Origin of the sequence: Shewanella sp. LC6 (assembly GCF_006385735.2) — a bacterium.
Taxonomy (GTDB): Bacteria; Pseudomonadota; Gammaproteobacteria; order Enterobacterales; family Shewanellaceae; genus Shewanella; species Shewanella xiamenensis.
In genome coordinates this window covers 3,391,454-3,404,297 of the sequence record NZ_CP043902.1, presented here as the reverse complement: position 1 = coordinate 3,404,297, position 12,844 = coordinate 3,391,454, and the positions used below count along the sequence as shown (strand labels likewise).

The 12,844-nt window shown below is 45.5% G+C and carries 15 protein-coding genes; 9 read left to right on the top strand and 6 right to left on the bottom strand.

What is annotated here, in order from left to right:
• Positions 1-102: 102 nt before the first annotated feature.
• Together FJD32_RS15330 and FJD32_RS15325 are read right to left on the bottom strand one after the other, a co-directional pair.
• A complete protein-coding gene (locus FJD32_RS15330; RefSeq protein WP_037416621.1) occupies positions 103-771 on the bottom strand; it encodes a glutathione binding-like protein in 669 nt (222 codons plus the stop codon).
• Between the two features lie 60 nt (positions 772-831).
• The gene (locus FJD32_RS15325) at positions 832-1,458 is read right to left on the bottom strand and encodes a glutathione S-transferase (RefSeq protein WP_088585843.1); all 627 of its coding nucleotides are present in this window, start codon (positions 1,456-1,458) and stop codon (positions 832-834) included.
• Positions 1,459-1,611: 153 nt separating this feature from the next.
• Between FJD32_RS15325 and FJD32_RS15320 the strand changes: the two genes are divergently transcribed.
• Entirely contained in the window at positions 1,612-2,223 is a 612-nt protein-coding gene (locus FJD32_RS15320) for a TetR/AcrR family transcriptional regulator (RefSeq protein WP_088585842.1), read from the top strand.
• Positions 2,224-2,309: 86 nt separating this feature from the next.
• Here the strand turns inward: FJD32_RS15320 and FJD32_RS15315 are convergent, their stop codons facing one another.
• Positions 2,310-3,017 carry a DUF2461 domain-containing protein gene (locus FJD32_RS15315; protein ID WP_088586963.1) on the bottom strand — a complete coding sequence of 236 codons (708 nt, stop codon included), beginning with the start codon at positions 3,015-3,017 and terminating at the stop codon, positions 2,310-2,312.
• Between the two features lie 631 nt (positions 3,018-3,648).
• On the opposite strand from FJD32_RS15315, the gene FJD32_RS15310 reads away from it, so the two are divergent.
• From FJD32_RS15310 to FJD32_RS15300, 3 genes are all read left to right on the top strand, one after another.
• On the top strand, positions 3,649-4,212 hold the full coding sequence (locus FJD32_RS15310) for an alkylphosphonate utilization protein (protein ID WP_140906861.1): 564 nt from the start codon (positions 3,649-3,651) through the stop codon (positions 4,210-4,212).
• Positions 4,213-4,386: 174 nt separating this feature from the next.
• Positions 4,387-4,926: a MarR family transcriptional regulator gene (locus tag FJD32_RS15305; protein WP_069454586.1), complete on the top strand. Its 540-nt coding sequence runs from the start codon at positions 4,387-4,389 to the stop codon at positions 4,924-4,926.
• A gap of 69 nt (positions 4,927-4,995) precedes the next feature.
• Positions 4,996-6,009, top strand: coding sequence for a succinylglutamate desuccinylase/aspartoacylase family protein (locus tag FJD32_RS15300; RefSeq protein ID WP_037416636.1), 1,014 nt, complete (start codon positions 4,996-4,998; stop codon positions 6,007-6,009).
• Positions 6,010-6,128: 119 nt separating this feature from the next.
• On the opposite strand, the gene FJD32_RS15295 is transcribed toward FJD32_RS15300, so the two are convergent.
• A complete protein-coding gene (locus FJD32_RS15295) occupies positions 6,129-8,156 on the bottom strand; it encodes a methyl-accepting chemotaxis protein (protein WP_069455418.1) in 2,028 nt (675 codons plus the stop codon).
• Between the two features lie 208 nt (positions 8,157-8,364).
• Here FJD32_RS15295 and FJD32_RS15290 point away from each other — a divergent pair, with 208 nt between their 5' ends.
• The 3 genes from FJD32_RS15290 to FJD32_RS15280 all read left to right on the top strand — a co-directional run bounded on the left by FJD32_RS15290 (position 8,365) and on the right by FJD32_RS15280 (position 10,259).
• Complete coding sequence (locus tag FJD32_RS15290; RefSeq protein ID WP_055646825.1) at positions 8,365-8,991, top strand: fumarylacetoacetate hydrolase family protein; 627 nt, start codon at positions 8,365-8,367, stop codon at positions 8,989-8,991.
• Positions 8,992-8,995: 4 nt separating this feature from the next.
• On the top strand, positions 8,996-9,604 hold the full coding sequence (locus FJD32_RS15285) for a Crp/Fnr family transcriptional regulator (protein ID WP_055646839.1): 609 nt from the start codon (positions 8,996-8,998) through the stop codon (positions 9,602-9,604).
• Positions 9,605-9,740: 136 nt separating this feature from the next.
• A complete protein-coding gene (locus tag FJD32_RS15280; RefSeq protein ID WP_055646826.1) occupies positions 9,741-10,259 on the top strand; it encodes a YgjV family protein in 519 nt (172 codons plus the stop codon).
• Here FJD32_RS15280 and FJD32_RS15275 read toward each other — a convergent pair.
• Positions 10,256-10,498 (bottom strand): hypothetical protein, encoded by a 243-nt coding sequence (locus tag FJD32_RS15275; protein ID WP_055646827.1) that lies wholly within the window; start codon positions 10,496-10,498, stop codon positions 10,256-10,258. The genes FJD32_RS15280 and FJD32_RS15275 overlap by 4 nt on opposite strands.
• 262 nt (positions 10,499-10,760) lie before the next feature.
• Between FJD32_RS15275 and FJD32_RS15270 the strand changes: the two genes are divergently transcribed.
• Together FJD32_RS15270 and FJD32_RS15265 are read left to right on the top strand one after the other, a co-directional pair.
• Entirely contained in the window at positions 10,761-11,570 is an 810-nt protein-coding gene (locus tag FJD32_RS15270; protein ID WP_055646828.1) for a hypothetical protein, read from the top strand.
• A gap of 123 nt (positions 11,571-11,693) precedes the next feature.
• A complete protein-coding gene (locus FJD32_RS15265) occupies positions 11,694-12,104 on the top strand; it encodes a DUF3224 domain-containing protein (RefSeq protein WP_088585841.1) in 411 nt (136 codons plus the stop codon).
• 142 nt (positions 12,105-12,246) lie between these two features.
• Here FJD32_RS15265 and FJD32_RS15260 read toward each other — a convergent pair whose 3' ends face one another.
• A complete protein-coding gene (locus FJD32_RS15260; protein ID WP_037425750.1) occupies positions 12,247-12,795 on the bottom strand; it encodes a BON domain-containing protein in 549 nt (182 codons plus the stop codon).
• Positions 12,796-12,844 lie beyond the last annotated feature (49 nt).

The window sequence follows — 12,844 nt, the reverse complement described above, 5'->3', positions numbered from 1 at the left end:
CGCAGAGTGTAGCAGTTTTACGTATCACTAGCAGTAAAAAAGCCCCAATGCTGAGTTGGGGCTTGATGGGAAAAACGAATGCGCGCGTGAGGAAAGGATGACTTACTTAGTCACCATCTTCTGGATTTGTTTAGCACGCTCTTCATCACTCAATACTGAGGGCGGAGGTGTCACTATGCCTTTTTGGCAAGCGGGCCTGAGCGCTAGCTCGTCTAACCAACGTTGTAGGTGAGTGAGTCCTTCCATATTGATACCGCTCCATTCATGGATGCGCACCCAAGGCCAAGTCGCGATATCAGCAATGGTGTACTCATCACCGGCTAGATACTGATGCTTGGCTAATTGGGTATTCATCACCTCAAACAAACGTCTGCCTTCTTTTTGGTAACGTTCAATAGCCGCAGGGATTTTTTCGGGGAAGTAACGGTAAAACACGTTAGCTTGACCCATCATCGGGCCAACACCACTCATCTGGAACATGAGCCATTGAATGACCTGCGAGCGTTTTTTAGGATCGGCAGGCAAAAACTTACCCGTTTTTTCCGCCAGATACAGAAGAATTGCGCCGGACTCGAACACCACAAAGTCCTCGTTATCTCGGTCGATAATGGCTGGAATACGGCCATTAGGGTTAATGGCGAGAAACTCAGGCTGCTTCTGTTCGTTGGTATTGAAATCTAATTTATGCACTCGATAGTCGAGACCCATTTCTTCAAGCGCGATGGAAATTTTAAAGCCGTTCGGGGTCGCGGCGGTATATAAATCAATCATAGTCATCCCTTAAGTCTTAACTGGTTAATGCTTAACTTGGATGCCCAACGGGCATCGCTGCTAGTTTTTTGGGGTAAGCGACACTATCGCGGGGCGCTGGGCCACTGTCGCAAACCAAGCTTGAATATGGGGCAGAGTGTCATCCACCAGAATATCTAAGTTTTTAATAAAGCTAATAAAAACGTATGCAGAAATATCGGCAATCGTAAAGTTATCGCCCGCAACATAAGTTGATTTGGCTAATTGTTGGTCTAAGGTCGGCAGGAAGTCAATGACCCGTTGGCGTGATTCTGCGCCCCAGGCTTCGACGCAATTTTCTCTATCTTTATAGATACCCGTTAGGTTTCTAAAGGCTTGAAAGCCGACCATCAGACCTTGTAATTCAATGATACGTTGCCACATTTCTACTTTGGCACGCTCTAGCGGGCTGTTACCAAATAGTGACGTTTCACTGGGATGGATTTCTTCTAAATAGCGGCAAATAGCCACGGATTCACATAGGTAGCTACCATCATCGAGTTCGAGCAGTGGAATGCGTCCGTTTAAGCTTTTGGCTTTAAATTCAGGGCTGAGATTTTCACCGCCGCGAATATCAACATTCACACGTGGGATATCGATGCCTTTTTCGGCGAGGAAAATACTCACGCGTCTTGCGCTTGGCGTAGGGGCTAATTCATAAAGCTTCATGCTCTTTCCTTCTGTTAATCTTTAAGTTTGGCTAAATAGAGCTTTAACGGAACGATCGGTTAGGATAAAATTTACGCCATATCTAAACGGTCAGTCAAGAATGTTTTGCCGTATGCACTCCGTTTAATACAGGCATCAATGTAGGTTTGAACCATGGCACGCAGTTGTAATTTTGATAGACAAGAAAAGCTCATTCAGGCGATGGAGCTATTTTGGCAGAAGGGATTTGCCGAGACATCGATTGCCGATCTGGTCGAACACTTAGGGATTAATCGCTTCAGCTTGTATAACAGTTTTGGTGATAAACAGAGTTTATATCGTGAATGTTTACGTTTTTATCTTGACCATTATTCCTTTGGGGCAAAGGAGAAAATCCTGCATGCACAGGCGGGATTGAATGAGATCTTGACCTATTTAGCGCGATTTGTGGCCTTGCAGCGCGAGCAAGAGTATGGCTGCTTTATGCAGAATGCAGTATTAGAAAAATGTCTCGATGATGACTGCGTGCAGCAAGAGTGCCAGCGCTTATTTGCCCAGTTGCAGATTAACTTTACCGATGTTTTACGCTACAGTCAGCGACAGGGTGAGTTATCTCAATCGGTTCAGCCTGAGTCGCTAGCGGCTTTTTTAGTGCTTCAATTACAAGGGATTAGAGTGTTAGGTAAGGCGAAGGAATACACCCTGTTGGATAATGCATTTACGGTATTAAGCGAATATCTTAAGAGTCTCGCGCTGACGCCACTTAAGCCCGTCTATGTGAAATAGGGCGTAGGTTAAACCGATAAGTATGAGACCAAGTCAATGCTTGGCCTCGTGAACCGCAAAACTGATGCAACCACTTATACAGAAACTTAAAAGTCCAACTCGAGGGCAAAGCACAAGTAGGCCATTAATTGGCTACAGTGGGCGAATTGTTCGGCGCAGTAGCGGGCGGCATCGGCTTGGCAGAGCCGTTCAAAGGGGACTGGCTTTAGCGCGATAAAGTCCTTACGTTTGAGCTCGGTTAGCATGGGGTGGTGTTTATCGAATCCCTTTGGCGGGCGAGTCAAGCTATCACCATCCATCATAAATCCATGGTCTATTAAGGTTTGCAGCGCCTTTTTGTAGCCATTGGGATTTTCATCAATACAAGTCCGAATCGCATTGAGCGCCTTCGACTCGGGGTGCCAAATACCCGCGGCAATAAAACAACCGTCTTCGGCAATGTGTAAATACAGCCCCGGCGCATGCACATCTTTGCCCTGAAAATGCCGAAACTGGATCCCCACATTGGTCTTGTAGGGTGTCTTATCGTTGCTAAAACGGCTATCGCGCTGCGGGCGCATTAAGCTGCCACCGACTTTTTTGGCTACCGCGGTCAATCTTGGTGAAATCGCAATAATATGAGGCTGAATTTTTTCGATAAAACGCAGTGCGGGCGTTCTGACGTTATCTTCATATTCATCCTGATGAGCTTTAAACCAGTCGCGGGAGTTATTGAGCGAAAGCCGTTTGAGAAAATCTAAGCTGGCAGCGGTAAATGTGCCTTCAGTCTGAGGTGGAGTGGTTAGCTTAGTCATGTCGATAAAACCTGTGATGTGCTTGAAAGAAAACCATTTAATCGGCTTCACGGCAGCAAGTGTGCATTATTAACGTGTCATTCTTATGGTTTTTTACTACCTTTTCAATCTGTTTGTGATTTAGCCATCTCTTGGTTACAAGCAGAACATTGTGGGTTACTAAAAGACTGCCAAGGTCAGAACAAGTACTTAGTCAATAATTCCTCTCTGGCTATTGGGCAGCGAGTAGCTGAACCGATTTAGTCGCTTAGCAAGGGACTTAGTACGATGCGCAGGATAATGTGCCTGAAGGTGATATTTTGAATGCTGAATCTTCAAGTGAAAATAACTTATTTAAAAATATATAGTTAACCTTTCATATCCAAGAGGCGCTAAAGGGAATATGCGTATATTGAATGGCAAAAAATCTCACAAATCAGCAGGTGACGCCGTTTCTGTCGGATGGCATCCCCGCGTCGGGGCGAGATATCAGACTCAGTTTAGCTTATGAATTTTAAGGATTAAATGGCAATTCCAAGGGTGAATAAACAGATAACTCATATAAAAAATAGGGTTATCTTGCCTTCCCCCCTGCCGTGAAAAGCCAATTTATGGCATAATCCGCGTTTTATTACGCATGTAGACAGAAAAAATGACTGAAAATGAATTGCTAACTCGCTGTGGCGGCAAATGTGAACTCTGCGCAAGTGACGTCGAACTCTCTATTTATGACTTACCGGCTTCCGATGGTCATGAAAACGAGATTATGATTTGTGAAAATTGCAGTAGCCAAATTGCAGCGCCGGATACTATGGACATGAACCTCTGGCGTTGTCTGAACGACAGCATGTGGAGCCAAGTCCCTGCGGTTCAAGTGATGTCATATCGCATGCTGAAACGCTTAAGCGGTGAAAGCTGGGCGCAGGATCTGCTCGATATGTTGTATCTTGAAGATGATTTACGCGCTTGGGGTGATGCCGAAGCCGCTGCCGCCAGTGATGATACGCCACCGACTTTAGACAGCAACGGTGCCGTGCTTAACGCCGGAGATACCGTGGTCATCATTAAAGATCTTAACGTCAAAGGTACCAGCTTTGTGGCAAAACGTGGCACCGCAGTACGCAATATTTCGTTGACCAACAATCCAGAGCATATCGAAGGTCGTGTGAATGGTACTCGCATTGTGATCCTGACCTGTTTTGTGAAAAAGTCTTAAGTCATTTCGCTTAAACTTGCTTGAACGTAAAACCGCCCAATTTGCATAAATTGGGCGGTTTTTTTATGCAGAATTTACTCTTATCTACCCACTAAAAGTAGCCACATATACAAATCATTAAATTAGGCGATAAAATGGTTAGCATGTGAAGAATCTTTATATAGAGATAAACCTATGGCAAACGACTCGCAACTACTCGACGCAAAGCAAATGTCGGCTTCAGTTGAAGATGGATTAGATAAAATCCTCGGCCAGTGGCGGGCTGAAGGGGTGACAGAGGATTTAGTCCCCATGGCGGTGTTAGGGCGCATCGCAAGGCTGACCAAATATATGGAAAACGCTATCGCCTTATGCCACGGCGAATTTGGCTTAGGTCAGGGGGAGTTTGATGTGCTCGCGACACTCAGACGCTCAGGTAAGCCTTATACTTTATCGCCTTCGCAGCTGTATCAAAGCATGATGTTAAGTTCAGGCGCCATGACCAGTCGTTTAGACCGGCTGGAAAATAAAGGCTTGATTGCCCGTGAGCACTGTAAGGAAGATCGCCGCGCCGTGCATGTTTCGCTCACTTCGGCAGGTAAATCACTGATTGAGGCTGCGCTCCCCAAACATATCCAATGTCAGAGCGCGCTATTATCGGGGGTCCCGACTGCTGAGCGTGTGGCATTGCAGCAAATTTTAAAACACTGGTTAACCCAGTTTGAAGGCGAATAATAGCGTGGGCGTGTTAAGGCTTAATACTAGAGTTATCACATACAGCGCAATGCAGATCAGGGAGTGACCATGGTTAAAAAACGCGAAGCGTTTGAGATTGAAGGCAAACGAGTCATTGCGGGTACGCAAATGGGGATTAAATTACCCGCTGCCAAGCTTTATACCGATACCCAACTCGATATTCATGTCGAAGTCTTTCACGGCCTCAAACCTGGGCCGACACTCTTGGTCTGTGCTGCTATCCATGGCGATGAGCTCAATGGTATTGAGATCTGTCGGCGGTTACTTGGACGGGTTAACCCTAAAAATTTAGCCGGCACCCTGATTGTGGTGCCCATAGTCAATGTGTTTGGTTTTATTCAACAATCCCGTTATTTACCCGATAGGCGCGATCTCAACCGTTGCTTCCCTGGCTCCAGTAAAGGGGCGTTGGCAAGCCGGTTAGCCAACCTGTTTGCTACTCAGTTATTAGTCCATGCAACCCATGTGATTGATTTGCATACGGGGGCTATCCATAGAGATAACTTACCGCAAATCCGTTGCGATACCGGTGATGAAACTATGTTAGCCATGGCGAATGCCTTTGGCGCACCGCTTATTATGCACTCTAAGGCGCGTAGCGTGTCGATGCGCGGCTATGCGAATCAGCAGGGCATTCCCTGTATTTTGTATGAGGCGGGCGAGGCGCTGCGCTTTAGTGAGCTTGCAATTAAGTCGGGTCTTAAGGGCGTGCTCAATGTAATGCGTAGCCTTGGTATGCTTAAGGGGCGAGTCAGTAACAAGATCGCGAGTGTCAGTGCGATACGCAGCTATTGGATCCGCAGTGAGTCCGATGGCTTAGTCAATATGAAGCTCAAACTCGGGCAGCGGGTTAATAAGGGCTATATTATTGCCCATATTGTCAGTCCGCATGGCGGTGATAGTGTGGCGATCCGCGCGCCAACCGATGGCATTATCATCGGGATCAGTAATATTCCTGTGACGAATGAAGGCGAGGGCATGTTCCATATTGCGCAGTTCGAAGGCGATGAGATCGAAATTGCTAACGAGCAACTCGATGAGTTTTTAATGGAATATGCTTAGGCTGTTATTCTGCCAGTGTTTGCTAAAAAAGCAGCCATCAGTTTACTGATGGCTGTTGTTTTTATGTGGTTATCTCGGCTCTGATACATTTAGCCATATAAGTATCAATGCACTTATGGCTACAGTGTAAAGCGTTCGACAGAGCGGGTGAGCGAGTGGGCTAACTGAGTCACTTGGTCACTGCGTTTTGCCATATCCATTGCTTCATGGGCATTTTGATCTGCCGCGAAGGCGACCTCCCCCATACTGGACTCAATATGTCGGCTGTAATCGAGTTGTTGGTGGGCTGCTTGGGTAATTTGTAAACTCATCTCATTAATGGCACTGAGTGTGACTTCAATCTGTGCTATGGCATGGTGTAGTGTTTTACTTTGCTCCACACAGTCGTTGGCTTGTGTTTGCCCTGAGCTTATGGCCGTTGAGGCCGTGGTAGTTTCCTGCTGTAACGCTAAGATCATCTGTTGGATTTCGGCGGTTGAGGCTTGTGTCCTTGAGGCTAATGAGCGTACTTCATCGGCAACGACCGCAAAACCTCGACCATGTTCGCCAGCCCTTGCGGCTTCGATGGCGGCATTGAGGGCGAGTAGGTTAGTTTGTTCTGCAATGCTACTAATGGTGGTGAGAATCCCACCAATATTGTGGCTGTGTGCACTAAGGCGCGACATGATAGCGACAGAATCACTTAGCTTTGTGCTTAACTCCGCTATTTTGGCTTGATTATCGGCGGCAATAAGCTGGGCTTGTTGGCTATGTTTCGATGCTTGGGTGATTTGTGTTGCCGAACTACTGGCTTGTTCTGCAACAAGGTTAGAGCTGGTAAACATTTGTTCTGTTAAGGCTTTCGTGCCATTGATGCGCTCAATTTGTGCGGTAGCTGCATTAGCGATGTCTTGACCTTGCTGATGTGTTTGTGTGGCTGAATTATCTAAAGAGTGGGCGTCATTGCTGATATGGGTTAATAATTTAGCCAGATCATCACAAAGAGTATTCATATTATCAATAAGTACCCCAAATTCATCATTGTGACGTTTAGGTATTCTCTTGGATAAGTCTCCCCTTGCAATGTTTGCTAGCGCACTATTTGCCAAGGTGAGTGGTACTAACATGGCCCTTAGGGTAAAGAAGGATATTGAACTGACCATAAACACAAACATGGCCGCTAGTACAATGGCCAATGTTTGACCGCGTTGAATATCGTCATTTGCAATGTTTTGCAACAGACTAAAACGTCTGTCAGCTAGGGCTAATAATTTATCTAACGCAAGGGTATTGGCATTAAATTCTTGTTCCGTATTTTTAAAATGCTGTTCTGCTTGAGTGTGATTATCAACCACTTGCTGTTGTGCCAGATATAGCTCGCCTGGGGTTGAAAGTAACCGATTGAATATGGTGGCTTGTTGCTCAAAAATCTCCAGCAATCCTAGGGTATTTATCCCCGAAGCTTGTTGTTTTAAAAAGGTAAAGTTAGTACTTAGATTCCCTAGCAATAGGGCTATATCCTGTTTATGCGAGTTTATAGAATGAGAATCCTGAGCATGCGTTAGCTCTGACATTGTGTTGGTTAATGTGTAAAGCATATCGTCAATGCGGGTTCCTGTTCCGATTATCTCCTCCAAAAGTGCCGGATTATCGGGCAATGAGATCGTTTCTAAATCGATCATTGCATTACTTGCTTGCGTTTTTGCCTCAATAAACTGATTAAAAAGTGTTTGATAATGTTGTTTTGCTTGTTCGTTCGCGAGCTTAGCGCTAAACATATCTTGGCTTTGTTGCTGGTAGGCTTGGTAGCGTTTTTGAGCTTCATTCAGTGATGCTTGCATCTGGGGTTGGTCGCTAACCATCTGTTTCAGCTCGTTTTCAATACTTTGATATTTATGCTCTAGCGCATTGAATCCTTTTTGGCTTTGCATGAGCTCTGCGGTGTCATTTTGGCTATGGGCTAAAGTTGCAAGGCGCGACATTTTAACGAGCACAAGTTGTAAGTTATTGCTTTGCTTCTGAACTGGTATGGCGAGTGTCTCGATATTGCTATAACTGATTTGAACTTGATAGAGCGAATAGTAAAAGAAGCTATTGCCAGCTAAGAGCAGGATACCAATTGCGCTGAAGCTTAAGAGCATTTTTTGCTTGATACTGAGTGTTAACATTGAGTCATCGACCTTTTCGTCTATGATGTCAGCCAAATAAGGCGATAACATCGCGTGGACAAGGGAAGAATACGCCGTAGTACAAGTACTTAGTTGCTTGTTTTTATTGGGGTATAAAAATAAGTGTAGCAGAGAGTTGTCAGAGTAAAGTCTTAACGAAGAAGGCTTGGATAATTATGTTGTCCCGCTGATGTTTAAAGGAGCGTTAATGAAAACGGTGATGTTAGAAAATAAGGCTATTGCTCCCAGCAAAATCCTTTGTATTGGGCGTAATTATGTTGACCATATCCATGAGCTTGGCAATGAAATCCCCGATGATATGGTGGTGTTTTTTAAGCCTAATTCGGCCATCAGTACTCAATTAAATTCCCAGCATCTTGGTGAGACGCTGCACTATGAAACCGAGCTGTGTTTTTTGTATCAGCAGGGGCGCTTTAGCCATGTGGGCGTGGGGCTGGATCTGACTAAGCGGGAACTACAGAGCAAACTTAAGGCCAAGGGATTACCGTGGGAAAAAGCCAAAGCCTTTGATGGTGCAGCGCTTTTTAGCCCTTTTGTTGCGATTGATGATCCGAGCGCGCAATTTCAATTTAGCTTAAGTATTGATGGGGTGTTAACCCAACAAGGCTATATTGATTTAATGATCTATCCGCCGCAAACCATTTTGTCTGAGTTGCAACGCTTTACTCGTTTAGAAGATGGCGACATTGTGATGACGGGCACCCCAAAAGGCGTCGGCATCATTCCACCGAATCGCGTCTTTAAGGTGACCTTAGGATTAAAGGATGCGTCACACCAAGTGCCCTTGGTCGAATGTGAATGGCAAAGTCGGTGATGCAATGACAGCGCACTCTGCATCGGCTCATCAGGCGGCAACTGAGCAGGCAATCAAACCCCTTTGGCAATATTTGCTCGCTTTAGGGGCGGAGCCTGATCACTTAGCACTGCTGCTCACCCAAGCAAGGGCGCTTTCATGTCAGCCCGGGGAGTGCTTATTACCCCAAGGCGAGCACCAAACCTTTGCCTACTTTGTGGTGGATGGCATAGTGCGTGCTTGCCACTATACACAAGAGGGGAGTGAGCGCTGCAAGGAGTTTTACTTCGAAGGAGAGCTTTGTTTCTTATATAGCAGCTGGCTAAAGCAGGATGTTGCGCCCTATCAGTTAGAAACCGTCGGTGCTTGCAGGTTAGTGCAAATACCACTTGCTGTGCTAAATGAGCCATTTATGCAACAGGTACAACTTGCGCTACTTAAACAACAGTTATTGTATAAAGAACAAAAAGAAGCCTTTTTACTCCTCAATACGCCAGAGCAGCGTTACTTACATTTACTCGAATATTTTCCCCTCTGGGTTGAGCGCTTAACCCATGCCCAACTGGCTAATTATATTGGTATTACCGCCATTAGCTTGTCGCGTATCCGTAAACGTTTACAAGATTCGCCGTAAAATTGCCTGCCAATTAACTTAAGTTAATGCGCCTAAAAGTGATTCCCTTCATGCTCCTTAGCGATTGCTAATCCAAGCAAATCCGTTTGTTGTTGGGCGACGTCTAAGCCTATACCGAACTTTTAAGGAGCCTATTGTGGATGCTTTTACTCTGTCGCAATTGTTGGTGGCCATTGCCATCGTATTTGACGTGATATCGTTTCAATTTAAAGCGCGCGAACGCATTGTCGCTTGCTTATTTATGTCGGGGATCTTGATTTCAATCCACTTTTGCTTTTTAGCACAATGGACTGCGGCGGGATTGATGGGGATTGCCACAGTGCGTTATCTCACCAGTATTTTTACTACGTCTAAAAAGGCCATGTGGGGTTTTAGCGGGGCAGCGGTACTGATGAGTAGCTTGACCTTCAGCGGGCTTGTGAGTGTGATCAGTTGTATCGGTACACTATTTCAAACCCGTGCGGCATTTTGTCAACGTGATAAAGACTTGCGGCTACTGATGATAGTCGGCACCAGTTTTTGGTTAGTCCACAATATCTTAGTAGGCTCGCCAGTGGCGGTCTTAATGGAAATGTTGTTTATTGGCAGCAATTTAGTGGGATATTATCGCCATTATTTTCGTGGACAATTGCACTCGTCCAAAAGGAAGGCTTAGATACCTGCTACGGCCTCCATGTCTAGCTCGATATCGGTACAGCCTTTGGGGCAGAAAATACCTGCTGCCTGTTCGGCTTTAGCTGTCTCCGGCAAGATGACTTTGAGGGTTTGATTGCAGCTTGGACATTGCACTGGTTTGCCCTTAAAGACGCGCTTAATTAAGTTTTTTTGTTCATTAAACGAGTGTGCCGTGGTTTGGTTTAACACGGCAAATGGGCTAGTAGAGGCATTGGTCATTGGCAATTAAATCCTTAATACTCGATCGTTGTTCAAGACTGCTGGTGTCGTTTAAGCCAAGGAATTATAGCCCGATTGCGAACATTAATGAAAAGGCTGAATCATATATATGCCAGCATGGGTTAACTTGCTGAACTTGTGCTGACTAAAGCAAAAATATGCGATTTTGGCCTTGTAGAAAGAGCGATTTTTTGATGCTATCAGCAAGGCTGGTTTTGCCATCAGCGCAAATGATACAGCACTTAGGCTATTGGGGGAGAAAATGAGTATGTTTGTTAAAGTCACCATCGCGGCGACAGTCCTAGTGCTGAGTATTCTTGCCGTGGGAGTTTATCGCTTTAACATGACCAATGATGATATTTACATGGTCATGGAAGATGGCCAAGTGTTGCAATACGATGAGGCCATGGCGCAGGCTGATGCTAAGGCAAAAGCCCAAGAAGCCATATTATTAAGCAGTGAAGATGCGCTTGAATCTGTGGTACCCAGTGAAGTCAAGCCCGTTGCTAATGCCTCGGAAGTGATGCTTAAGCTGTTTAGTTTAAATACCGCTAATAAATTTGAAGTGAGCTTACCGGACAGCCACAAAGCCGTAGTGTTAACCCACTTTATTAACGTTAAACAAACGGAGTTTGCTATTGGGGATTATCAGGATGGCGAGGCTAAAGGCCGAGTGTTATTAGATTATTTACGAGTTACTCCGCTTAATTTTGACCCCGCTTTAGAGCCTGATACCCAAAGTGATGCGCCATTACAGGATGATCCACAGCAGCAAACCATGCCCTTTGTGGCGCCTTTTATTGTGACTAACCAAGGTTCAGGTGTGTTCTGGTATCTCGGCTTGTTTAGCCTAGATTATGGCCAAAATCGTGTGCAGCACTTAGGCAGTGTATTTATTGGCGATCGTATTGAGGTCGATAATATTGAACCTGTTTATCCCTTTGAATCCCCATTTAAAGTAGCTGTTACTTACCGTGAGAGGGCGGCTGAACAACCCATGACAACACCGCCAACTGTAATTAAAACCCTTAAAATCGGTGTCAGTGAATCAGAAATCAAAGCGCTGCATTAGGTTTAGAGCGGGGCTTATGCTAAGTTAATTTTACCTCAGCTGCGGCTGAGGTATTTATTTCATCTAGCGGCCGGAAAGCGAAGGTTTTGGCATAAAGCATAAAATTAAAACAAGGAGCGTGTTATGGAAATGACCAAAGTCACAGGCAAATTTGATGTTAAGCTCAATCCCGAGAATGCCTATGCCACAGGTGTGGGCGGTGTGAACTTGGGCAGAATGACTTTAGATAAAACCTTTTATGGTGAGCTAGAGGCCCGCAGCCAAGGCGAAATGCTCAGTGCCATGACCGCGGTAAAAGGCTCTGCTGGTTATGTGGCGATTGAACAAGTCGTGGGTAAACTGTGCGGCAGACAGGGCAGTTTTGTGCTGCAACATTTTGGCATTATGACCGATGGGCAAAACCGCTTACACCTTGAGGTCGTCCCCCATTCTGGCGCGGGTGAACTCACAGGGCTATATGGTACGATGGCGATAAGCATTGAAAACGGTCAACATTTTTATGAATTTAGCTTCTGCCTTGAACAGGAAGCCTAAGGCATGATTAACATAACATCGCGCCGATAAAACAAAACCAGCCGAAGCTGGTTTTGTGGTTTTTGCCCGAGTGACTAATACCAACAGCTGAGTTATCAAGAGTATCTAGAGCTGAATTAGCAAGGGCTGAATGTTAAGACCATTATGAGGTTTTGACTTTGATCTTATCGACGACCTTTTTCACATCATCGGTATTTTTGGCAATGGTCAGTGCTAATTGACGCTCGGCATCGCTGGCCACTTCACCCTGTAAGGTCACTACGCCATCGGCAACGTCTACATTAATTTGGGTGCCCGAAACGTCGGTCGAGAACAACAGGCGGGTTTTTACGACCGTTGCGACCTTAGAGTCGGTTAAGGTCTTCACTACCTCACTGGTGCTCTCGTTTTCATTCATCACGGTTAATTTGTTTTCAACCCCTTTTACCCCATCCAAGCTTTTGATCAGCTCCGCTGCGAGCGCCTTATCGACACTGCTTTCCACTTTACCGGTTAAGGTCACATGGCCGTTTTTCACGTCGGTCATAATGTCAAAGGAGTTGAGGTTAGTATTAAGCAACAAAGTCGTTTCGGCCTTGCCATCGAGCCAAGCATCTTTGGCATCGTCTTTCCAATCCTGTGCGGCGGTCACATTTAAGCTGATAGAACCGACAAGTAAGGTGGTTAAGGCTAAAGTTGTCGTGTTTTTCATAATGATATCCTCCGTTGTTATCTCGAAGGGACTAAAGCGTGAATCGTGC

Coding starts and splice junctions, on each gene's coding strand:
- FJD32_RS15305 (WP_069454586.1), top strand. CDS start 4,387: ATGGCAAACGACTCGCAACTACTCGACGCAAAGCAAATGTCGGCTTCA.
- FJD32_RS15265 (WP_088585841.1), top strand. CDS start 11,694: ATGGAAATGACCAAAGTCACAGGCAAATTTGATGTTAAGCTCAATCCC.
- FJD32_RS15275 (WP_055646827.1), bottom strand. CDS start 10,498: ATGACCAATGCCTCTACTAGCCCATTTGCCGTGTTAAACCAAACCACG.
- FJD32_RS15285 (WP_055646839.1), top strand. CDS start 8,996: ATGACAGCGCACTCTGCATCGGCTCATCAGGCGGCAACTGAGCAGGCA.
- FJD32_RS15325 (WP_088585843.1), bottom strand. CDS start 1,458: ATGAAGCTTTATGAATTAGCCCCTACGCCAAGCGCAAGACGCGTGAGT.
- FJD32_RS15260 (WP_037425750.1), bottom strand. CDS start 12,795: ATGAAAAACACGACAACTTTAGCCTTAACCACCTTACTTGTCGGTTCT.
- FJD32_RS15295 (WP_069455418.1), bottom strand. CDS start 8,156: ATGTTAACACTCAGTATCAAGCAAAAAATGCTCTTAAGCTTCAGCGCA.
- FJD32_RS15315 (WP_088586963.1), bottom strand. CDS start 3,017: ATGACTAAGCTAACCACTCCACCTCAGACTGAAGGCACATTTACCGCT.
- FJD32_RS15320 (WP_088585842.1), top strand. CDS start 1,612: ATGGCACGCAGTTGTAATTTTGATAGACAAGAAAAGCTCATTCAGGCG.
- FJD32_RS15300 (WP_037416636.1), top strand. CDS start 4,996: ATGGTTAAAAAACGCGAAGCGTTTGAGATTGAAGGCAAACGAGTCATT.
- FJD32_RS15290 (WP_055646825.1), top strand. CDS start 8,365: ATGAAAACGGTGATGTTAGAAAATAAGGCTATTGCTCCCAGCAAAATC.
- FJD32_RS15270 (WP_055646828.1), top strand. CDS start 10,761: ATGAGTATGTTTGTTAAAGTCACCATCGCGGCGACAGTCCTAGTGCTG.
- FJD32_RS15330 (WP_037416621.1), bottom strand. CDS start 771: ATGATTGATTTATATACCGCCGCGACCCCGAACGGCTTTAAAATTTCC.
- FJD32_RS15310 (WP_140906861.1), top strand. CDS start 3,649: ATGACTGAAAATGAATTGCTAACTCGCTGTGGCGGCAAATGTGAACTC.